The sequence below is a fragment of the Saccharothrix violaceirubra genome (genome assembly GCF_014203755.1).
GTDB lineage: Bacteria > Actinomycetota > Actinomycetes > Mycobacteriales > Pseudonocardiaceae > Actinosynnema > Actinosynnema violaceirubrum.
The window spans coordinates 5,328,736-5,349,977 of sequence record NZ_JACHJS010000001.1 but is presented as its reverse complement, the minus strand read 5'-3'; the positions used below and the strand labels follow the sequence as shown (position 1 = coordinate 5,349,977).

Here is a 21,242-nt window from a genome sequence, read left to right as displayed (position 1 = left end):
TAACGGTCATGAGCAGCCAGCAGTGGTCGTGGGAGGTCTCGGTGCCGTGGCGTTGGCACGGACGGCGGGGCAGACATGCCCGCGACCGTCCGGGACAGTCGCAGTGGACACCCGTCGTCCTGGCGGCGATCCTCCTCGCGACGTTGATCCTCCTGTTGTTGACCTATGTCTAGGCGAGTGGCTTCGGCGAGTCCGCGGGGAAGCGGGTCTCGTTGCGCTCGATCTTGGCGAACGCCGCTTCGACGAGGTCGACGTCGAGCTTGTCGGCCAGCCGCACCAGGTAGTGGAAGACGTCGGCCAGTTCGTCGCGGACGTTCCACGCCAGTTCCGGGTCCGCCATCGCGTTCGCCGCCTGCTCGGGCGTGAGCCACTGGAACAGGTCAGCGAGTTCGCCGACCTCGCCGGACAACGCCATCACGAGGTTCTTGGGCGTGTGGTACCGGTCCCAGTCGCGGGCCGCCGCGAACGCGCGCAACGCGTTCTTCAAGTCTGCCAACGTGTTCATGCCCGCAGAGCTACCACACTGGGTCGCACGCCGCGTACTCGTTTGAAGGCCGTGCTGAACGCGAACCCGTCCGCGTAGCCGACCGCACGGGCCACCGACGTCACCGTGGCACCGGGTTCGGCGAGCAGGTCGGCGGCCACGTCCATGCGCAGCCCGGTCAGGTAGGTCAACGGCGGAACGCCCACCAGCGCGGAGAACCGGCGGGCGAACAACGCCCGTGACACCCCGGCCTCGGCCGCCAACTCCGACACCGTCCACGCCCGGTCCGGTCGGCCGTGCACGGCCCGCAACGCCGGGCCGACGACATCGTCGCCGAGCGCGTGGTACCACCCGGGCGCGTTCGACGAATCCCCCTCGAACCACTCGCGCAACGCGAACACCAGCAGCAGGTCCAGCAGCCGGTCCAGCACGATGTCCTGGCCGGGCCGGTCGACGGCGACCTCCTCGGACAGCAGCGTCGACGTCGCGCACGGGTCGCACCCCACGACGAGCGCGGGCGGCAGGGCGTTGAGCAGCCGGTCGGACACGTCCTGGACGTCGTAGCTGCCGGTGATCACGGTCGCGTCGCCCTCGGGCGCGAGACCGTAGGTGCGGGTGCCGATCCGCCAGCGTTCGCAGTCGTCCTGGTGGGCGTCGAACTGCGGCGGGGTCGACGGGTCCGAGGCGAGCACGAACCGGGTGCGTCCGCGCACCAGGCCGACTGAGCCCGCGGTCACTCGCAACGGAGCCATGTTCTCGACGAGGAGCCACGCGTCGCCGTCGAGCACGAACGTGACGGTCAGCTTCACGGTGGGCGTGTAGGCCATGGCCCACGGCTCGGTGACGAACGAGCGGCACAGCAGGGCGCTACGCGCGTGCACACCGCGCAGGAGATCGGTGAGTGCGTCCATGTAGACGATTGAACATGGAATCGGGCGGCTCGACCATGTCCGTCCGCTCACCGCGCTGGTTCGCTTGGGGCATGACGACCTTGGTTATCGGCGCCACCGGCAAGACCGGCCGCCACGTCGCCGCCGCGCTCGACGACGTCCGGCCCGTGTCCCGTTCCTCCGACCTCCGCTTCGACTGGACCGACGAGTCCACCTGGCAGTCCGCTTTGGACGGTGTGCGGGCGATCTACCTCGTGCCTCCTGTCTGGACTTTGAGCTCGCCGCTGGTGTCCGCGTTCGTGCCGCGCGCGGTCGAATCCGGCGTGGAGCGGATCGTGCTGCTGTCGGCGGGCGGCCTGGGCCCGGCGGGTGGCAACGAGCCCGCGCTGCGGAACTCGGGGATCGACTGGACCATCCTGCGTCCGACGTGGTTCCACCAGAACTTCACCGAGGACTACTTCCACGAGCAGGTGCTCTCGGGCACGGTGCCGCTGCCGGAAGCCGGCCCGGGGCGGCACGCGTTCATCGACACGCGGGACATCGCCGACGTCGCGGTGGCGGCCCTGACCCAGGACGGGCACGCGGGGAACACCTACGAGATCTCCGGTCCGGAAGGGCTGTCGTTCCGCGAAGCCCTCGACCTGATCGACAAGGTGTCGGGCCGGTCGACCGCGATCGCGAGCGTGCCGCCGGCCGCCTACGTGGCGGCGGCCGAGGCGGGTGGCCTGGACACCGGGTACGCCGAGGCGGTGACGTACCACCTGACCGCGGTCGCGGCGGGGCAGTACCTGTCGCTGACGGACACGGTGGAGCGGGTGCTCGGCCGGCCGGCGCGGTTGTTCGCCGCGTACGTGGAGGAGAACGCCGCCGCGTGGGCGTGACGGGTGTGGTGCCCGGACGCGGTCCGGGCACCACGGTCAGCGGGACTGGAGCGCGTCCACGGCGACGGCCTGGGCGATCACCAGGCGGAAGTCGACGTTCGGGTCGAGGATGCGGATCAGGTAGTGGTCACGCACCCAGGTCTTCTTGTCCACGCTGAACACCGGGCCGTTCTCGCGCGCGAAGTCGAAGTGGTAGCGGAACGGGAACGGGATGTTGTTCACGAACGGGATGAAGCCCCAGACGCGGCGCAGGACGGCGATGCCCTGGTCGCGCTCCCGGCCGGTGAACGGTGCCAGGCCCGGCTGTTCGACGTGCCAGGTCGAGTTGACCAGGGACTTGCCGAAGTCCTTGCGGAACAGGCCGATCGCCTGGCCTTCGGGCGTGGTGACGTCGTACCCGCTGCCGAGGTCGATGACCTTGCGGGCGCGGAACTCGGCCAGCACCCGGCTCTTGGAGGAGTCGGTGTAGATGGTGACGTGTTCCTTGAGCTTCATCCGCTTCTGCTCGACGAACGCGATCGGCACGCCGGGCTGCCCGTTGCCGTCGTCGGCGAACGCCTCGTAGCGGTTCACCATCATGGTGATCTTCTGGTGCAGGTGGATCGCGGCCGGCGGCTGCATGTCGTCCCTTCGTCGCTCGGGAGATGTGAGCGACAGTTCATCACGGAGCGGCGTCGTGTGTACGCCGTTCGGGGATCACGATTCCCATACTTGAAGGGCTCGGACGACAAAGGGCGCCTCCGGCACATACGTACCGTGACCGGGGTAGGTGGTGAAGTCGGCTTCGGTCGAGCAGGTCGCGCTCTGGTGGACCGTGACCTCGCGACTGAGCCGGTTGGCGAACGACCGGGCGTCGTGCGGCAGCGGCACGCACTCGCCGGGGTTGGCCGTCTCCAGGTCGAACCGGTCGGGTGTGCCCCTGTAGGCCGGCGCGGCCCAGGCACAGAACTCACCCCGTTCGCAGGCGTCGGTGCGGACGGGCAGCAGGGCGCTCAGCGCCAGGACGATGATCGGGAACATCCGCCCAGGGTCGACGGGGTGCGAGGTTCCCGGTAGTCGCCCGATGGTGCGGGGTGCCCGCCGATCCCGATCGCATCCTTTGACCACGGGGGTGGGCGGTGCACGCTGTCCACCATGGACACACGAACGGCCGAGGCCTACCTTGCGCGGATCGGGGCCCGGCGTGACAGTCCGTTGCGGGAGTTGCACGAGCGGCACGTGCGGTCGGTGCCGTTCGAGAATCTCGACATCCACCTCGGGCGGGTCATCACGCTCGACGAGGACGCCCTGGTCGACAAGATCGTGCACCGTCGTCGTGGCGGGTTCTGCTACGAGTTGAACGGGGCGTTCGCCCTGCTGCTGCGGGCGCTCGGCCACGACGTGGAACTGCTCGCGGGCAAGGTGTTCGCCGATGGCGTGTTCGGGCCGCCGTTCGGCCACCTCGCCCTGCGCGTCGACGGTCTGCTGGTCGACGTCGGCTTCGGCCGCTTCCCGTTGCCCGTGATGGCGCCCGGCGGTCGGGTGGACGGGGTCGAGGTGGTCGACGTCGACGGTGACCTGGACGTGCGGCTCGACGGCGTGACGCAGTTCCGGTTGGAGACCCGGCCACGGTCGTTGGACGAGTTCGGCGCCACGTCCTGGTACCACCAGACCTGGCCGGGGTCGTACTTCCGGCGCAACCCGCTGTGTTCGCTGCCCACCGCCGACGGTCGAGTGACCGTGGCCGGGTCGAAGCTGATCGTCACGGTGGGCGAGGACCGGCACGTCGAGGACCTCGACGACGCCGGGATCATCGCCGCGCACGCCGAGCACTTCGGCGTCGTCCTGGACCGCGTGCCCGGGCTGGACCGCCTCTAGAAGCCCGCGCCGTCCAACGCGCCGACGACCACGCGGTCGATCCGGGTCTGGCGGGGGTCACGGGCCAGGGCCACCGTGCAAGGGCACGCGGCCAGGTCGTTCGCGCACAGGAACACGCCCAGGACGCGCAGGCTGCGGGCCGTGTACCGCAGACGGGCGGCGCCGCGCAGCGGAACCTGCCCGTACACGGCCTTGGCCACCTGGTACGGCGCGCTCGGCCCGAGGTCGACGCACGCCTGGCTGTCGAACTCCTCGGCCACGTGCGCCAACGGCCGGCAGCCGCACGTGCGCACCGACCGCACCAGCCGGGGGTCGAGGCGGGACACGAGCCGGCCCGCCACCTCGTCGCGCCAGCGCCGGTCCGTACGCAGGTAGGCGACCAGTTCCTCCACCCGGACCGGGTCCGGTCGGGGGGTGCGGGGACGGGTGCGACGACGGCGGGTCATGCCACCAAAGATCGCGCGGTGATCCACGACGTGAGCACTGCTCACCCGAGTGCGCCGGGCCTGACACCCACTCGCAGCAACGTCTACGTGACGCACCGCGCCCGGCCGCCCCGCGAGAGGGCGACCGGGCGCGGTGGAAGGCTCAGCCGGGTACGGACGCCACGCCCGGCGGCAGGAACCGTCGGCCGGTGACCTTCTCCGAGATGCCCGTCCGGTCCAGGTACGGCGTCACGCCGCCCAGCCAGAACGGCCACCCGGCGCCGAGGATCATGCACAGGTCGATGTCCTGCGCTTCGGCCACCACGCCCTCGTCGAGCATGAACCGGATCTCCTCGGCCAACGCCTCCAGCGCGCGCGAGCGCACCTCGTCGCCGGTCGACGGGTGGTCGCCGAACCGCCACAGCTCCTGGACCGCCGGGTCGACGCTCTGGTGGCCTGCCGCGTCCCACTGCCACACCGCGGTCTTGCCCGCCTCGACGAACGCCTTCATGTTCGCCGACACGGCGAACCGCTCCGGGAACGCCCGGTGCATCGTCCCGGCCACGTGCAGCGCGACGGCCGGGCCGACGAGCTGGAGCAGGATCAGCGGCGACATCGGCAGGCCGAGCGACTCGGTGGCCCGGTCCGCGACCTCGAACGGCGTGCCCTCGTCGATCGACTTCACGACCTCGCCCATGAACCGGGTGAGCAGCCGGTTCACGACGAACGACGGCGCGTCCTTCACCAGCACCGCGGACTTCTTGAGCTGTTTGGCCACGGCGAACGCGGTGGCCAGTGTCGCGTCGTCGGTCTTCTCCGCGCGCACGACCTCCAGCAGCGGCATGATCGCCACCGGGTTGAAGAAGTGGAAGCCCACCACGCGTTCGGGGTGTGCCAGCCCGGCGGCCATGTCGGTGATCGACAACGACGACGTGTTGGTGGCCAGCACCGCCTCGGCCGACACGTGCCGCTCGACCTCGGCGAACACCGTGCGCTTCACGTCGAGGTCCTCGAACACCGCTTCGATGACGAAGTCGGCGTCGGCGAACGCTGCCTTGTCCAGCGACCCGGTCACCAGCGCCTTGAGCCGGTTGGCCGCGTCGGGGGAGAGCCGGCCCTTGCCGAGCAGCTTGTCGACCTCGGTGTGGACGTAGCCGACGCCCTTGTCCACGCGGGCCTGGTCGACGTCGGTCAGCACGACCGGCACTTCCAGCCGGCGGGCGAACAGGAGCGCCATCTGGGAGGCCATCAGGCCCGCGCCGACGATGCCGACCTTGGTCACCTTGCGCGCCAACGCCTTGTCCGGCGCGCCCGCCGGTCGCTTGGCCCGCTTCTGCACGAGGTTGAACGAGTACAGCCCGGCCCGGAGTTCGTCGCCCATGACGACGTCGGCCAGCGCCTCGATCTCGGCGGCGTAGCCCCGGTCCAGGTCGTTCTCGCGCGCGAGTGCCAGCAGCTCCAACGCTTTCAGCGCACCCGGCGTCGCGCCCTTGGTGCGGCCGTACACGATGCCCTTGGCCCGGGCGAGTGCCGCGTCCCAGCCCGCGCCGCGGTCGATCTCCTTGCGCGGCACGGGGATCTCGCCGCGCACGACGCCCGCGAGCCACTCCAGCGACCGCTCCAGGTAGTCCGCCGACTCGAACAGGACGTCCGCGATGCCGAGCCCGAACGCCTGCTCGGGCTTGAGCATCCGGTTCTGGTTCAACGCGTTCTCGAAGATCACGGTCACGGCCGCGTCCGGGCCGATCAGGTTCGGCAGCAGCTGCGTGCCGCCCCAGCCCGGGAACAGGCCCAGGAACACCTCGGGCAGCGCGATCGCGGCGGCGTTCGACGCGAGCGTGCGGTAGTGGCACGACAGCGCCAGTTCCAGGCCGCCGCCCATGACCGCGCCGTTGACGAACGCGAACGTGGGGATCTTCGAGTCGGTGAACCGGCGGAACACGTCGTGGCCGAGTTCGCCGATGAACAGGGCGTGCTCGCGGCGCGTGGCGTGCTCGACGGCGGACAGGTCGGCGCCCACGGCGAACACGAACGGCTTGCCGGTCACCGCGATCGCGACCGGGTCCGCGGCGGCGGCCTCGTCGAACGCGGCGGCCAGGCTCACCAGGCCCTGCGGGCCGAACGTGGACGGCCGGGTGTGGTCGTGGCCGTTGTCCAGCGTGATCAGGGCGACCCGCCCGGCCAGACCGGGCACGGAGACCAGGCGCGTGCGCGCGGTCGTCACGACCTCGTCGGGAAACAGTTCCTTCGCCTGCTCGGCGGTCGGCGTGCTCACTTCGACTCCCCGTTCCAGCTCGGGTTCTCCCAGATGACGGTCCCGCCCATGCCGATGCCGATGCACATGGTGGTGATGCCGTAGCGCACGTCCGGGCGCTCGGCGAACTGGCGGGCGAGCTGGGTCATCAGCCGCACGCCCGACGAGGCCAGCGGGTGGCCGACCGCGATCGCGCCGCCCCACTGGTTGACGCGGGGGTCGTCGTCGGCGATGCCGAAGTGGTCGAGGAACGCCAGGACCTGCACGGCGAACGCCTCGTTGATCTCGAACAGGCCGATGTCGTCGATCGTCAGCCCGGCGCGCTTGAGGGCCTTCTCCGTGGCGGGCACCGGTCCGACGCCCATGACCTCGGGCTCGACGCCCAGGAACGAGTAGCCCACGAGCCGCATGGCGACCGGCAGGCCCAGTTCCCGCGCGGTGTCCTCGTCGGCGAGGATGCAGCCCGTCGCACCGTCGTTGAGCCCGGCGGCGTTGCCCGCCGTGACCCGGCCGTGCGGGCGGAACGGGGTCTTGAGCTTGGCCAGGTCCTCGACGGTCGTGCCCGGCCGGGGTGGCTCGTCGGCGGTGGCCAGCCCCCAGCCGTGCTCGGTGGACCGCGTGGCGACCGGCACCAGTTCGGGGCCGATCTTGCCGTTCTTGACGGCGTCGGCGTACTTGGCCTGGGAGGCGGCGGCGTACGCGTCGGCGCGCTCCTTGGTGATCGCGGGGAACCGGTCGTGCAGGTTCTCCGCGGTCGAGCCCATGACGAGCGCGGACGGGTCGACGATCTTGTCGGACAGGAAGCGGGGGTTGGGGTCGACGCCCTCGCCCATGGGGTGGCGGCCCATGTGCTCGACGCCGCCCGCGATCACCACGTCGTACGCGCCGAACGCGATGCCGCTCGCGGCCGTGGTGACGGCGGTCATCGCGCCCGCGCACATGCGGTCGATCGCGTAGCCGGGCACGGACTTGGGCAGTCCGGCCAGCAGCGCGGCCGTGCGGCCGATGGTCAGGCCCTGGTCGCCGGTCTGCGTGGTCGCCGCGACGGCGACCTCGTCGATCCGTTCCGGCGGCAGCTCGGGGTGGCGGCGCAGGAGTTCGCGGATCACCTTGACCACCAGGTCGTCGGCACGCGTCTCCGCGTAGATCCCCTTGGGGCCGGCCTTGCCGAACGGCGTGCGCACGCCGTCGACGAAGACCACGGTCCGAGCACGCGCATCTGGTGCGGCCACGGCGTCTCCTCAAGCTTCGGTGACGGGCTGTCCTCCGATCGTGGACACCGCTCCTACCGATCGGTAATCCCGACTCTAGTCCTCATTACCGGTCGGTAACCACCTGGGTCGCCCTGTCGGGTGTGTCACGGAAGTGCCGGATGCCGAGGAAGATCAGGAAACCGAACGGCGAGAGCAGGATCGTGAACACCAGCAGCGGTCCCATGAGCAGCGGGTGCAGGTCCAGCCGCCGGGACTCGCGGAACATCCACGCGCCGATCAGCAGGTCCCACGCGATCACCTGGGCCCACACCGCCGTGGCACCCCACGCCTCGTTCATGAACGCGCGCAACGTGTCCAGGTCGGGGTTGCTCATCGTGGCCCACAGCACGGGCAGGTGCCCGACCGTCACCACGCAGAAGACGACCAGCGGCGGCACCGCGACCAGCGGCGAGGAGACGATCTTGAGCGTGCCCGACCACTTCGGGGCGAACACCATCAGGCCCCAGAACGGGACCGTGAGCAGGAACGCGATCTGGAACAGGAACCCGGTCACGCCGCCACCGCCACGCGCGCGGTCCGACGGGAGTTCAGCAGCAGGGCCACGACCGTCACCAGTCCCGACCACGCCACGAGCACCAGCGCGCCGACCGTCGTCTGTCCGTCGGGCTGGAACGGGGCCTGGCCGCGCAACGCCTGCCACGTCGTGAGCACCATGAGTCCGGCATAGCCGATCGACAGCCCCCACACCAGCGTGCGGTTGGCCCGGCGGCCGAACAGCACGACGATCAGCGGGATCAGTTGGAGCGCGTGGATGCCGACGAAGTGCGGGACGCGCAGGTCGCCCGCGTTGGCGTTCCAGCCGGTCACCGCCAGCTCGGTGGTCGTGCTGTCGGGCCGGCCGATCGTGTGGGACCCGGCGATGCCGGTGGCCGAGACCTGGTCCGGGTCGATGTTGCGGGCCATGAGGATGCCCAGGGCCAGGCCGATCAGCGCGAGGAACGAGCCGAGGCGGATCGCCAGACCGGCCACGCGGTCCTCGAAGCGCGTGAAGGCCAGCACCAGGGAGATGATCAGGTGCATGACCCACACCCCGAGAATGGCGTATGCCATGGTGTCCCACAGCGCGTCGTCCAGCGGCGTGGACTCGTTGAAGTGGCTCTGCCGGCCGCGGACCACCTGACCGGTGATGATCAGCATTTCGAGGGTCCCGCCGACGGCGATCAGCGTGCCCGCCCACCGGGCCAGGCGCTTGAAGCGGGTGACGAACGTGAGGATCCACGCGAACGTCACCCCGTAGAGGGCGAGCGAGATCGCGAACTTGAACGGCTTGAACCAGATCGGCGCGTCGAGCAGGACGCGGTCATCGACGACCAAGCCGACCGCCGAGACGGCCGTGAAGCCGAGCATCAGGAAGGTGAAGATCATCAAGGGTGGGTGCCAGCGGAGGATGCGACTCATGACCTCTCCCAGTTATGGATAGTGACGCTTTCTACTATCGGATAGCTACAGTATCCATACTGAGGACGATCTCAGGAAGGGTTTCGGTACATGCGCATCGCCGAGTTGAGCCGGCAGGCCGGCGTGCCCGTCGCGACGATCAAGTACTACCTGCGCGAGGGGCTGCTCCACGCGGGCGAGCGCACCAGTCCCAACCAGGCCCGCTACGACGACACCCACCTGCACCGGCTGCGCCTGGTGCGGGCGATGGTGCAGGTCGGCGGCCTGTCGATCGCGAAGGTGCGCGAGGTGCTCGGCGCGTTGGACGACCCGGAACGGTCGGAGCACCGGGCCATGGGCGCGATGAGCGCGGCCCTCACACCCCGCCACTTCGAGCACGACGACAAGATCGCCTACGAGCAGGCACGTGCGTTCCTGAAGCGCAACAAGTGGCCGGTCCGGACGAAGCTTCCCGCGTTCCAGGCGCTCGTGGACGTCCTGGCGGCCGCCCGCGACGTCGGGCACGACCGGTTCATCGACCACCTCGACCGGTACGTCGACGCGTGCATGACGATGGCCGAGGCGGACGTCGAGTACGCCTTCATGGCCAAGACCCGCGACACGTCCTTCGAGAACGTGGTGATCGGCACCGTGCTCGGCGACGCGGTGGTCGCGGCGGTGCGCAGGCTCGCCCAGGCCGAGGTCTCCGGCCGGACCCTCGGTGAGGTCAAGGACGAGGACGAACCGGAACCGGACGGCCCGGACTGCGTGGAGAACGAGTGGGACGGTGACTAGCGCCCGGACCGGCCCTCGGCGGGCCGGTCCGGCGACGGTTCACTCGGGACGGGTGGCCAGGGCCTTCGCCAGCGCCTCGGCCGTCAGACCGAGCTGCCACGACCGGGCACCGCCTTCGCGGAGCGCGGCCGTCACGCCCTCGACCGACAGGTCGGCCGGCGGTTGCCAGCAGGTGCGGCGCACGAGGTCGGGCAGCAGCAGGTTCTCCACCGGCAGCGTGTTGGCCTCCGCGACGGCCGTGAGCGCCGTGCGTGCGGCGGCCAGCCGTACCGCGGCGGCCGGGTCCTTGTCCGCCCAGCGGTTGGGCGGCGGAGGGCCGTCGTGCTGCTGGGCCGGGTCGGGGAGTTCCGCCTTGGGCAGTGCCGCCGCCCTTTGCAGGGCGCCGAACCACTCGCCGACCATGCGCCGTTGCGCCCGGCCCCGGAAGACCGGCAGGCCTGACAGCGTGGCCTCGTCCGGCGGGTTGCGGACGGCGGCCTCGACGAGCGCGCTGTCCGGGAGCACCCGTCCGGGTGCGATGTCACGGGTCCTGGCCACGGTGTCGCGGGTTTCCCACAGCGAGCGCACGGCGGCCAGTTGCCGGGGACTGCGAATGCGGTGGATGCCGGACGTGCGTCGCCACGGCTCGGCACGGGGACGCGGCAGGGGAGCGGTGCGGGCGGCCTCGAACTCCTCGAGGGCCCAGCCCAGCTTCCCCTGCCGGTCCAGTTCCCGTTCCAGCACGTCACGCAGTTCGACCAGCAGCTCGACGTCGAGCGCCGCGTAGTTCAGCCAGTCGGCCGGCAGCGGGCGGCGCGACCAGTCGGCCGAGCCGTGCCCCTTCTCCAACCGGTAGCCGAGCAGGCGCTCGACGAGCGTGCCGAGAGCCACCCGTTCGAAACCGGCGAGCCTGCCCGCCAGCTCGGTGTCGAACAACACGGCCGGACGCAGGCCGAGTTCGGCGAGGCACGGCAGGTCCTGGGACGCCGCGTGCAACACCCACTCGGTCCCGTCCAGCGCCGCGACCAGCGGGTCGAGCCGACCGCCGAGGGCGATCGGGTCGACCAGCACGGTCCCGGCGCCCGCCCGGCGCAGTTGCACCAGGTAGGCCCGTTGCGAGTAGCGGTAGCCCGAGGCTCGCTCGGTGTCCACCGCGACCGGTCCCGTCGCCGAAGCGAGCGCTTTCGCGGCACGCTCCAGCGACGGGGCATCGGCCACCACCGGCGGAACTCCGTCAGCGGGTTCCGTCAGCGGAACCGGATCTGCTCCGGTTGGTTCGGTCGGCTCGTCGGCGGGTGCATCCACGGCGGATGACCTTACGACGAACGAACCACTCGCGGGTGATTCAGGCCGGTTCAGTGTGGTGACCTGCTCAGCGGATCACGCCGGCACGCATGGCCAGCGCCACCATCTGAGCCCGGTCACCCGTGCCCAGCTTGCGCCCGATCCGCGACAGGTGAGACTTCACCGTGAGCGCGGACAGGCTCAACGCCTCGCCGATCTCCTTGTTGCTCTGGCCGTCAGCGACCAGCTGGAGCACCTCGACCTCGCGCGCGGACAGTTCCCGCGGCGTGTTGTCGGTGCCCGGCACACGTGTTCCCGCCGCGAGCACGGGTGCCACCCGCGTGGCGGTGTCGTGGCGCGGGTCGGCTGGGGTCCGGCACACGTGTTCCCGCCGCGAGCACGGGTGCCACGCTCGGGTCCGCGTAGACGCCGCCGTCGAGGACCCTGCGCACTCCGTCGGTGACCACCATCGGCGAGGCGGACTTCAGGAGGTACGCCTGGGCGCCCGCCTGGAAGGCCGACCTGACCGCGTAGGGGTCGTCGGAGGACGCGAGGACCACGATGCGGGGCCAGCCCTGGGCACGGAGTTCCGTGACCAGGTCGATGCCGGTTCCGTCCGGCAGACCCAGATCGAGGATCGCGAGATCACACGGTCCGGTTGCGAGTGCCCGCGCCCGAGCCTCCGCGACCGAAGCCGCTTCGTGTACGGTCCCGGCTCCCATCTGGGTGAGCCGGGCACTTATCGCCTCCCTCAGCAGCGGGTGGTCGTCGACCACCAACACCGAAAAAAGCTCCTCCCGCGGGTGCGGGACCATGTTCGCCGGCAACGAGCCGGCTGGCGTGGTACGAACGGCCTGACCTAAGCCGACGGCAGCCACGTCACTACCTCCCTGGAGTCGGTCGTGCCCCCCGACCGGCACCGGGACTTTCGGCCAATCAGCCGCGCCACTGATCGACCGAAAGTGGTGTCGTCTGGGGCAGCGTAGCCGCCCAAGCGGGTCTACGGGACGATCAATCGGGTATCTATCGCGAATGAGTCGTCACCGTTGGCCTCGGTTGTCACACGATCGGATGACAACTGGATAGGGCTTGTAACGCGAGTCGGTCTCACGACGACACCTAGGAGTTGGCCGTGTCGAGCACCGCACACCGAGATCGAGCGGCGGATCTGCTGGCCCGCGTCCCGTTGGTCGACGGACACAACGACCTCCCGTGGGCGCTGCGCGATCTCGCCGCCGAGGGCGAAATCGGTGAAAAGTCAATACCGGGCGATCCGTGTCGCGGCGCGTCCCGAATCGATCTGAGGACCCTCCAGCCCGCCCTCCAGACCGATCTCGTGCGGGCGCGGCGGGGCCGATTGGGCATCCAGTTCTGGTCCGTCTGGGTCCCGTGCCGGCTGGCGGGCGACGCAGCCGTCACCGCCGTGCTGGAGCAGGTCGAACTGGTCCATGAACTCGTCGCCGAGTACCACGACGAACTGGCGCTCGCGACGACCGCGGACGAGGCCGAGTCGGCATTCGCCGCAGGGCGGATCGCGTCCCTCATCGGAGCCGAGGGCGGGCATTCCATCAACGGGTCGTTGGGCGTCCTGCGCGCGTTGCGGCGGTTGGGCGTGCGCTACATGACGCTGACCCACAACGAGAACACCCCGTGGGCCGATTCGGCGACCGACGAGCCGGTGCACGGTGGGCTCACCGACTTCGGTCGGGAGGTCGTCCGCGAGATGAACCGGATCGGCATGCTCGTCGACCTGTCCCACGTCGCACCGAGCACTATGCGTGACGCGTTGGACGTGTCGACCAAGCCCATCGTGTTTACGCATTCCTCTTGTCGTGCCGTGGCCGATCACCCTCGGAATGTGCCGGACGACGTGCTCGCGCGACTGTCGGGCAACGGCGGCGTGTGCATGGTGACGTTCGTGCCCCGGTTCGTCTCCCAGCGGCTGGCCGAGTGGGACGACGAGCTGAAGGACGCGATGACCGCGGCGGGGGAGAACCACAACGACCTGGAGGTCCGCGAGCGGTTCCTGGCGACGTGGCGTTCGGCGACCCCGCCGCCGCGCGTGACGCTGGACGACGTCGTGGCGCACGTGGAGCACGCCCGCGAGGTGGCCGGGATCGACCACATCGGCATCGGCGGGGACTACGACGGCACCCGGGAGCTGCCCGAGGGGCTGGAGGACGTGTCCACGTACCCGGACCTGTTCGGTGCCCTGCTGGAGCGGGGGTGGAGCGAGGACGAGTGCGCCAAGCTCGCCGGTCGCAACGCGCTGCGGGTGCTCCGCGACAACGACTGAGGCCGGCCGCCCGGTCGAGGGTCCCGGGTGCGCGACTCGCGCGTTCTCCGGGGAGGACGGCTTTCGGCCGGGCGTGCCGAGTGCACGACCGGTGATGTCCGAACGTGCGACTCGTGGTGCCGGAACGCATAACTCGTGGTGTCTGAACGCACGACTCGCGGTGTCTGAACGCACGACTCGCGGTGTCTGAACGCATAACTCGCGGGATTGGGGGTGGGATCACCCGAAGGGAGGTGTCCGAGTGGAGGACTCGCGGTCAGCGGAGGGTGGTCACGCCCACGGGGGGCAGGCCGACGGCGGTGGCCATGAGGTCGTAGAACGCGGTGCCGTGGGGCGACAGGTCGGGGGTGGTGGCGGTCCACGACGCGCGCAGCTCAAGGTCGTCCGTGCGCGCGGGACCGGCGATCGAGCCGAAGCGCGCCGACGACGTCTGCGTCACGGTGCCGCCCAGCGCCACGAACGGCGCGTCGGACACCTCCAACGACTCGGTCAGCCACGACCACCCGACCTCGGGCAGCAGCGGGTCCGACGCCAGCTCCGGGTCCAGTTCCACCCGCACGTACGCCACCAGGCGGAAGATCCCGGACCACGAGTCCACCCCGTCCGGGTCGTGCAGCAGCACCAACCGCCCGGTCGACAGCTCGTCGGCGGGACCGGTCACCTCGGCGGTCAACGCGTACGCCCAGGGCGCGAGTCGTTGTGGCGGGCGCACAACGGACAGCTCGAGTTCCGGCCGGGTCCGCACCGACCGCAACGTGGCCACCGCCCGCCGGAACAGTTCGGGCTCCCCCACCACTCCGGTCACGACACCGACCTTAGGCCCGCCCACCCCGTCGGGTGAGCACGGCACGCCGGTGATCGACGCCCCGCGGTCGAGGTGTCCGGGGAGCGGACGGTCCGGCGGGAAAACCGGCCCGCCACCCACGTCGCCGGGAATGGGCGACCACGCGGACGACGGCCGCCGGGCCGTGGGACGATGGCGTCGACATGAGCGACTACACCGACGCCCCGCTGCTGGTCGCCGCGCGCGGAGGCACACCGTCACGCACCCCGGTCTGGTTCATGCGCCAGGCGGGCCGTTCGCTGCCCGAGTACCGCAAGCTGCGCGCGGGCACGGCCATGCTCGACGCCTGCCTCGACCCGGACATGGTCCGCGAGATCACCATGCAGCCGGTCCGCCGGCACGACGTGGACGGCGCGATCCTGTTCTCCGACATCGTCGTCCCGCTCAAGATCGCGGGCGTCGACCTGGACATCGTGCCCGGCACCGGCCCGGTGATCGCGAAGCCGATCGCCGACCGCCGCGACGTCGAGGCGCTGCCCGCCCTGCTGCCCGGCCAGGCCCAGCCGGTCGCCGACGCGATCGGCCTGCTGCTCAAGGAACTCGACGGCGTCCCGCTGATCGGGTTCGCGGGTGCGCCGTTCACGCTGGCGTCGTACCTGGTCGAAGGCGGCCCGTCGAAGAACCACGAGCGCACCAAGGCGCTCATGCACGGCGACCCGGAGCTGTGGCACGCCCTGCTCGACCGCCTCGCCGACATCACCGGCGCGTTCCTGCGCGTGCAGGTCGACGCGGGCGTACAGGCCGTGCAGCTGTTCGACTCGTGGGCCGGCGCGCTGTCCGAGCGCGACTACCGCGAGTTCGTCCTGCCGCACTCGACGAAGGTGCTGCGGAGCGTCACGACCGTGCCGCGCATCCACTTCGGCGTCGGCACGGGCGAACTGCTGCCCGCGATGCGCGAGGCCGGCGCGGACGTCGTCGGCGTCGACTGGCGCACGCCGCTGGACGTGGCCGTGCGCCGGCTCCGGGCCGCCGCGCCGGACCTGCCGCTCCCGGTCGTGCAGGGCAACCTGGACCCGGCGCTGCTGTTCGCCGGCCTGCCCGCGCTGGAACGCGAGGTCGAGCGCATCAAGCACGAGGGCAGGGCCGCCGCCGGCCACATCTTCAACCTCGGCCACGGCGTGCTCCCGGACACCGATCCGGACATGATCACCAAGGCCGTCGAGCTGGTGCACCGGGCGGGATGACGGGGATGCGCGTCGCGGTGGTGGGTGGCGGGATCTCCGGTCTGGCCGCCGCGCACCGCCTGCGGCTGCTGCTCGGCCCGGCCGCCGAGATCACCGTGGTCGAGCGGTCCGACCGGCTCGGCGGCAAGCTGCGCACCGAGCAGGTCGCCGGGCTGCGCTACGACGTCGGCGCGGAGGCGTTCCTGCACCGCCGGACCGAGGCCGCCGAACTCGTCGTCGAACTCGGGCTCGGCGGGCACGTCGTGCACCCCACCGGTGCGCCGTCCACCATCCGGGCGGCCGGTGCGATCCGGCCGATCCCGGCGCACACGCTGATGGGCGTGCCCGCGTCCGTGGAGGCGGTCCGCGCGGTGCTGTCCGCCGAGGGACTGCGCCGGGTCGCGGCCGAACCCGACCTGCCGCCGATCGACCTGGCGGGCCGGGACGTCGCGGTCGGCGCGCTGCTGCGCGAGCGGTTCGGCCCCGAGGTCGCCGACCGGCTCGTCGGACCGCTGCTGGGCGGCGTGTACGCGGGTCGCACGGACGTGCTGGGCCTGCGCGCCACGATGCCGAGCCTGGCGACCGCGCTCGACTCGGGCGTCGGCTCGCTGCTGGCCGCCGCCGCGACCACCATGCCCGCGCCGCCGCAGCCGCGCGTGCCGCGCCCGCCCGTGTTCGGCACGCTCGACGTGGGGCTGTCCGCGCTCGTCGACGCGCTGTCCACGCGGGCCCGGATCAGGCTGGGGCTGCCGGTGCGGCGCCTGGTCCGGCGCGAGCGCGACTGGCGGCTGGAGATCGGGTCGGCCACCGCGCCGGAGTTCCTCGACGTGGACGGCGTCGTGCTCGCCGTGCCCGCGCCGGCGGCCCGCAAGCTGCTCGCCGACATCGCGCCCAAGGCCTCCGTGCGGCTGGGCGAGGTCGAACTGGCGTCCATGGCCGTGGTCGCGTTGGCCCTGCCGCCCGGCACGGAACTGCCCGAGCGGTCGGGCGTGCTGCTGGCCGAGGGGGAGCGGTACGCGGACGGGACCCCGTTCAGCGCCAAGGCTTTCACGTTCTCCAGTCGCAAGTGGGCGCACCTGGCCGGTGGTCCGGCGCTCGTGCGCGGCAGCGTGGGACGGCACGGCGACGTGCGCGTGCTCCAGCGCGACGACGAGGACCTGGTCGCCGCCGTCCGCGCCGACCTGGCCGAGCTGACCGGGATCACGGCCGCGCCGATCGACGTGCTGGTGACCCGGTGGGGCGGTGGCCTGCCGCAGTACGGCGTGGGTCACCTCGACCTGGTGCGCGATGTGGAGGACGCGGTCGAGGACGTGCCGGGCCTGGCCCTGGCGGGTGCCACGCTGCACGGCGTCGGCATCCCGGCGTGCATCGCGACCGGCGACGCCGCGGCGGCCCGGGTCGCGGCCCACGTCCTGGGGCGAGTGAGAGGATGAGGGCATGGCCCGCCTGAACTACACCGAGCTGAACGACACCATCCGCTACACCATGTGGTCCGTGTTCCGGGTCGACGCCGGGCGGCTGCCCGACGAGCGCGGCCCGGCCGCCGCCGAGGCCCAGGAGTACCTGGACGGCCTGGAGGGCAAGGGCGTCGTCGTGCGCGGCGTGTACGACGTCGCGGGTCTGCGCGCCGACGCGGACTACATGATCTGGTGGCACGCCGAGGAGATCGAACAGGTCCAGCAGGCGTACACCGGGTTCCGGCGCACCGCCGTGGGCCGGGTGTCGACGCCGGTGTGGAGCCAGGTCGCCCTGCACCGCCCGGCCGAGTTCAACCGCAGCCACGTCCCCGCCTTCCTGGCCGGGGAGGAGCCGCGCAAGTACGTGTGCGTGTACCCGTTCGTGCGGTCCTACGAGTGGTACCTGCTGCCGGAGGACGAGCGCCGCAAGATGCTCGCCGACCACGGCAAGGAGGCGCGGGACTACCCGGACGTGCGGGCGAACACCGTGGCGTCGTTCGCGCTCGGCGACTACGAGTGGCTGCTGGCGTTCGAGGCCGACGAGCTGCACCGGATCGTGGACCTGATGCGCCACCTGCGCGGCACCGAGGCGCGGCTGCACGTGCGTGAGGAGATCCCGTTCTACACCGGCACCCGCGTGCCGGCGGCCGAGCTGGTCGCGAACCTGCCCTGACCCGTCGGCCGGGTGCGTCCACAGTGGACGCACCCGGCCGACGGTGCCCTACTTGGCGAACTTGAAAGAGCGGATCGTCGTCTGCTCGAACCCGTTGCCCTTGCCGTCGGAACCCTTGGCACGCAACGAGACGTAGCCGTCGCGCTTGGGCGTGCGCAGGAGGACGGAATCCCCGGCGACCGGCACCTTCGTCCACGTGGCACCGTCGTCGTAGGACACTTCCGCCACCTCGATCCGCTGACGCGGCCCGGTGAAGCCGAACGGCACCCGTACCGACTTCCCGGCGGCGACGATCCCGTTCGTCGGCGTGAACTGGACGGCGGTGACCGGTACGGGGACCCGGGTCCGGTCGCTCGTGGCGGAAGGCGCGAAGCGGAAGTTCCAGGCGGTGCGCACGAGCGTGCCGTACTCGCTCATCTCGGGTGAGTGCGTGCTCTCGGTCTCGACCCGGTAGTCGGCCATTCCCTCGGGCAGCTTGGTGAAGGCGACCCAGTCGCTGTTCTGTTCTTCGACAAGCGTGCCGTTGCGGTACAGGGTGACCTTGGGCGCACCGATGACACCGCGGTTCCCCCCGCCGTCCACGTATGTCTTCAAGATCATGAGTAGGGCGCCGCTGGTCCCGTAGACCGTGGAGCCCTGCTCGTCCAAACGGGTGACCGGGTTGAACGCGGGTACCTGGAACCGCAGGTCGTGGACTTGTCCTTGGCGGTACGCGCGCATCGGAGAGGACCAATCCGCCGCGAGCGAATCGCCGCGGTGCTGCGAGAAACCCCAGTTCCAGGAGACGTCGGTGGTGACGTACTCGACGAGGTTGCTCGGCGTCGCGGGACGGGAGAACCAATTGATCGACTGGTCGTCGGACAACCGCATGCTTTCGGCCAGGGAATGGCTCAGCCCAGGGGTACCCTGCGGGTCGATCCGGATCTCGGCGAGGTCCTTCTTGGCCGGCTTGCGGATGAATCCGGTCGAGACCCGGCCTCGGTCGATGTAGCCGAGCATGTAGGTCGCGGTGGCCGTCACCGCCTTGGTGGCCGCGAATGTGTACAGCCCGTCGAGTCGGGGCTGTGGTCCGATGACTCCGATGGACGTCAGATCGCCGAATCCGTTCGGGAAGTTGGTGAAGACGGACTCCCCCTTCCAAGCGACACCCACGATGGCGCTCTGGTGGACCGCCGTGGCGTCGGGTGCGGTGACGGTGAGCGGCTTGGCGGTGCGAGCGTCGACTTTCACCACCATGTCCGCCGTCACCGACAACTTCGGAGCCGAGAGCAGGGCCTGTCGAGTCGATTCACCTACGACGCTGGTGAGGACGTAGTCGCCCTTGGCCAGTCGCAGGGTCGTGCTCGGTACCGAGGGGTCGAGGAACCGGAACTGTTCCCCGGGAGCGCTACCGTGCCACGCCGTGTTGTGAGTGGTTGCCGGCCTGCCGTCGTGCCCGATGAACTCGAGGTGGACGTCGTAGCTCTCGGGCTCGCTGTGCACGCTCAGCGGCACGCGGACCTTGATCGCGCCGGTCGTGACGACGGTGCCCGAGTGTCGACCATCCGGGTGGGTTCGGGTGTCGGCGGTGACCCGTACGGAAGCGGTGCCATGCGCGGGCACGGTGATCTCGTTGGCGGACAACGAGAACAGGCCGGAGGGAGCGCCGGTCTCCAGCGTCAGGCCCAGCACCGCCGGCTGGTCGCCGGTGTTGCGGTAGACGAGATCACGGGTGAGCGGCTCGTCGTCCTGGCGGGGCCATCGCTGTTCGCCGAACGTGAGGGTGGTCGGCTCGGCGACAACGGTCACGACGGTGGCCGCGGCGACATCGATCCGGCCGGAGCCCTGGTCGAACTCGCCCGTACCCGACTTGGGTACGGCGCTGCCGGTGAGGGCGGCCTTGATTCGGGCACCGGTCCAGTCGGGGTGCTGCTGGGCCAGCAGGGCCGCCGCGCCCGCGACGTGCGGGGTGGCCATGGACGTGCCTTGCATGGCGACGTGGGTGTCGTCGACCGGTTCGCCGTTCCGGCCTTCGGCGGCCTTGGCCGCGACGATGCGCACACCGGGCGCGGTCACGTCGGGCTTGACCGCGTGGTCGCCGAGCCTGGGGCCACGGCTGGAAAATCCGGCCACGGCGTCGTTCTGGTCCACCGCACCGACGGTGAGCGCGGCGTCGGCGCTGCCCGGCGAGTTCACCGTGCCGGGCAGGCCGTCGTTGCCCGCCGACACCACGAACAGCGTGCCGGAGCGCTCTGAGTAGGTGTTGATCGCCTCTTCCAGCGGGTCGACGCCCGGGAAGTCGAGCCCGCCGAGGCTCAGGTTCACGATGTCGGTGCCCTGGTCCACGGCCCACTCGATGCCGGCCAGGATCGCGGACTCGGGGCAGCCTTTCCCGGCGCACACCTTGCCGTCGAGGATCGACGCGTCCGGTGCCACGCCCCGGTACTTCGGGTCGTGGCTCGCGATCGTGGCCGCCACGTGGGTGCCGTGGCCGTTGCGGTCGACGGTGTCCGGGTCGGTGGTGAAGTTGTGTTCGGCGATCTCCCGACCGGCGAGGTCGGGGTGGGCGCCGTCGACGCCGGAGTCCAGCACGGCGACCTTGACGCCCTTGCCGGTGAAGCCCTTCTCCCACGCGGTGGGTGCGCCGATCTGCCTGGTACTTCGGTCCAGGGTCGGTGTGCGCAGGCCGTCGAGCCAGACCCGGCGCACGTTCGGGTCGCCGAGCATCCCGGACCAGTTCGCGGACGCGTCGGACTTCGCGACGGTCGCGGCGAACGCGCCCGGCAACGTCGCGGTGGTCCGCATGCCCGCTGCGCGCGTTTCCTTCCCCTGCACGACGAGCGGCACTGAGTCGCGGTGCTTGTCGTCGTAGCCGAAGCCGATCAGCCCGGTCACGTCGAACAGCCGCGGGTCGAGTTTGCCCTGTGCCAGCGGTGCGAACGCGTCGCTCGGGACGACGTGGGCGTGGCCGTCGCGTTCGAAGCGGTGGAACGTGGTCTTGTCGCGTCCCGGTCCCGGTTCGACCCCGGTGACCTTGTCGCCGGCGAACGTGACCTTGTCGCCGGTGATCAGCGTGACGGTGTCGGACGACGACACCGGTGCGGCAGCGGCCGTGCCCGCCCCTGCCGCGACGGTCCCGGCGGCGATGACGGCGACCGCCAGTGCGGCGGTACCTGTTCTCGGCACGAGACACCTCCCTGTGGTTCCCCTCGCCCGCGTTGTTCGCGGGCTCCCGGAGTGGAGGTGCCGAAGCGTGCGTCGGTGTTGCTGAAATGTGACCCGCGTCACCTGAGTGCGACGGGTCGGTCCATTGTGGACCGACCCGTCGCC

Annotated in this window: 20 protein-coding genes and 1 pseudogene; 8 read left to right on the top strand and 13 right to left on the bottom strand. The window is 70.9% G+C overall.

What is annotated here, in order from left to right:
• The first annotated feature begins 8 nt into the window (after positions 1–8).
• A complete protein-coding gene (locus F4559_RS24375) occupies positions 9–173 on the top strand; it encodes a hypothetical protein (protein ID WP_184672408.1) in 165 nt (54 codons plus the stop codon).
• On the opposite strand, the gene F4559_RS24370 is transcribed toward F4559_RS24375, so the two are convergent.
• Both F4559_RS24370 and F4559_RS24365 read right to left on the bottom strand, forming a co-directional pair.
• On the bottom strand, positions 170–505 hold the full coding sequence (locus tag F4559_RS24370; RefSeq protein ID WP_184672406.1) for a nucleotide pyrophosphohydrolase: 336 nt from the start codon (positions 503–505) through the stop codon (positions 170–172). The two genes, F4559_RS24375 and F4559_RS24370, sit on opposite strands and share 4 nt — an antisense overlap.
• Positions 502–1,395: an AraC family transcriptional regulator gene (locus F4559_RS24365; RefSeq protein ID WP_184672404.1), complete on the bottom strand. Its 894-nt coding sequence runs from the start codon at positions 1,393–1,395 to the stop codon at positions 502–504. The genes F4559_RS24370 and F4559_RS24365 overlap by 4 nt, the downstream gene beginning before the upstream one ends.
• A gap of 71 nt (positions 1,396–1,466) precedes the next feature.
• Between F4559_RS24365 and F4559_RS24360 the strand changes: the two genes are divergently transcribed.
• Positions 1,467–2,255: an NAD(P)H-binding protein gene (locus F4559_RS24360; RefSeq protein WP_184672402.1), complete on the top strand. Its 789-nt coding sequence runs from the start codon at positions 1,467–1,469 to the stop codon at positions 2,253–2,255.
• A 36-nt stretch (positions 2,256–2,291) separates the two neighbouring features.
• On the opposite strand, the gene F4559_RS24355 is transcribed toward F4559_RS24360, so the two are convergent.
• Together F4559_RS24355 and F4559_RS24350 are read right to left on the bottom strand one after the other, a co-directional pair.
• A complete protein-coding gene (locus F4559_RS24355) occupies positions 2,292–2,876 on the bottom strand; it encodes an LURP-one-related family protein (RefSeq protein ID WP_184672400.1) in 585 nt (194 codons plus the stop codon).
• Between the two features lie 75 nt (positions 2,877–2,951).
• Entirely contained in the window at positions 2,952–3,275 is a 324-nt protein-coding gene (locus tag F4559_RS24350) for a peptidase inhibitor family I36 protein (protein ID WP_184672398.1), read from the bottom strand.
• Between the two features lie 114 nt (positions 3,276–3,389).
• Here F4559_RS24350 and F4559_RS24345 point away from each other — a divergent pair, with 114 nt between their 5' ends.
• Complete coding sequence (locus F4559_RS24345; protein WP_184672395.1) at positions 3,390–4,112, top strand: arylamine N-acetyltransferase family protein; 723 nt, start codon at positions 3,390–3,392, stop codon at positions 4,110–4,112.
• On the opposite strand, the gene F4559_RS24340 is transcribed toward F4559_RS24345, so the two are convergent.
• From F4559_RS24340 to F4559_RS24320, 5 genes are all read right to left on the bottom strand, one after another.
• Entirely contained in the window at positions 4,109–4,558 is a 450-nt protein-coding gene (locus F4559_RS24340) for a hypothetical protein (RefSeq protein ID WP_184672393.1), read from the bottom strand. The two genes, F4559_RS24345 and F4559_RS24340, sit on opposite strands and share 4 nt — an antisense overlap.
• Before the next feature lie 142 nt (positions 4,559–4,700).
• Positions 4,701–6,812 (bottom strand): 3-hydroxyacyl-CoA dehydrogenase NAD-binding domain-containing protein, encoded by a 2,112-nt coding sequence (locus tag F4559_RS24335; RefSeq protein WP_184672391.1) that lies wholly within the window; start codon positions 6,810–6,812, stop codon positions 4,701–4,703.
• Positions 6,809–8,023: a thiolase family protein gene (locus F4559_RS24330; protein ID WP_184672389.1), complete on the bottom strand. Its 1,215-nt coding sequence runs from the start codon at positions 8,021–8,023 to the stop codon at positions 6,809–6,811. Before F4559_RS24330 ends, F4559_RS24335 begins: the two co-directional genes overlap by 4 nt.
• A gap of 85 nt (positions 8,024–8,108) precedes the next feature.
• Entirely contained in the window at positions 8,109–8,558 is a 450-nt protein-coding gene (locus F4559_RS24325; protein WP_184672386.1) for an ABA4-like family protein, read from the bottom strand.
• Positions 8,555–9,463 (bottom strand): hypothetical protein, encoded by a 909-nt coding sequence (locus tag F4559_RS24320; protein WP_184672384.1) that lies wholly within the window; start codon positions 9,461–9,463, stop codon positions 8,555–8,557. The genes F4559_RS24325 and F4559_RS24320 overlap by 4 nt, the downstream gene beginning before the upstream one ends.
• A 90-nt stretch (positions 9,464–9,553) precedes the next feature.
• On the opposite strand from F4559_RS24320, the gene F4559_RS24315 reads away from it, so the two are divergent.
• Entirely contained in the window at positions 9,554–10,237 is a 684-nt protein-coding gene (locus F4559_RS24315) for a MerR family transcriptional regulator (protein ID WP_184672382.1), read from the top strand.
• Positions 10,238–10,276: 39 nt separating this feature from the next.
• Here the strand turns inward: F4559_RS24315 and F4559_RS24310 are convergent, their stop codons facing one another.
• Both F4559_RS24310 and F4559_RS24305 read right to left on the bottom strand, forming a co-directional pair.
• Entirely contained in the window at positions 10,277–11,521 is a 1,245-nt protein-coding gene (locus F4559_RS24310) for a ribonuclease D (protein ID WP_184672379.1), read from the bottom strand.
• A gap of 67 nt (positions 11,522–11,588) precedes the next feature.
• Positions 11,589–12,378: pseudogene (locus tag F4559_RS24305) on the bottom strand (response regulator).
• Between the two features lie 254 nt (positions 12,379–12,632).
• Between F4559_RS24305 and F4559_RS24300 the strand changes: the two are divergent.
• Complete coding sequence (locus F4559_RS24300) at positions 12,633–13,796, top strand: dipeptidase (RefSeq protein WP_184672377.1); 1,164 nt, start codon at positions 12,633–12,635, stop codon at positions 13,794–13,796.
• A 256-nt stretch (positions 13,797–14,052) separates the two neighbouring features.
• Here the strand turns inward: F4559_RS24300 and F4559_RS24295 are convergent, their stop codons facing one another.
• On the bottom strand, positions 14,053–14,601 hold the full coding sequence (locus F4559_RS24295) for a DUF3000 domain-containing protein (protein ID WP_184672375.1): 549 nt from the start codon (positions 14,599–14,601) through the stop codon (positions 14,053–14,055).
• Positions 14,602–14,783: 182 nt separating this feature from the next.
• Here F4559_RS24295 and hemE point away from each other — a divergent pair, with 182 nt between their 5' ends.
• From hemE to hemQ, 3 genes are read left to right on the top strand one after another with little or no spacing between them, the layout of a single operon-like run.
• Positions 14,784–15,824 (top strand): uroporphyrinogen decarboxylase, encoded by a 1,041-nt coding sequence (gene hemE / locus F4559_RS24290; protein WP_184672373.1) that lies wholly within the window; start codon positions 14,784–14,786, stop codon positions 15,822–15,824.
• Positions 15,821–17,236: a protoporphyrinogen oxidase gene (hemG, locus tag F4559_RS24285; protein ID WP_184672371.1), complete on the top strand. Its 1,416-nt coding sequence runs from the start codon at positions 15,821–15,823 to the stop codon at positions 17,234–17,236. The genes hemE and hemG overlap by 4 nt, the downstream gene beginning before the upstream one ends.
• Before the next feature lie 4 nt (positions 17,237–17,240).
• On the top strand, positions 17,241–17,933 hold the full coding sequence (gene hemQ, locus F4559_RS24280) for a hydrogen peroxide-dependent heme synthase (protein ID WP_184672369.1): 693 nt from the start codon (positions 17,241–17,243) through the stop codon (positions 17,931–17,933).
• Between the two features lie 48 nt (positions 17,934–17,981).
• Here the strand turns inward: hemQ and F4559_RS24275 are convergent, their stop codons facing one another.
• Positions 17,982–21,098: a S8 family serine peptidase gene (locus F4559_RS24275; RefSeq protein WP_184672367.1), complete on the bottom strand. Its 3,117-nt coding sequence runs from the start codon at positions 21,096–21,098 to the stop codon at positions 17,982–17,984.
• Positions 21,099–21,242 lie beyond the last annotated feature (144 nt).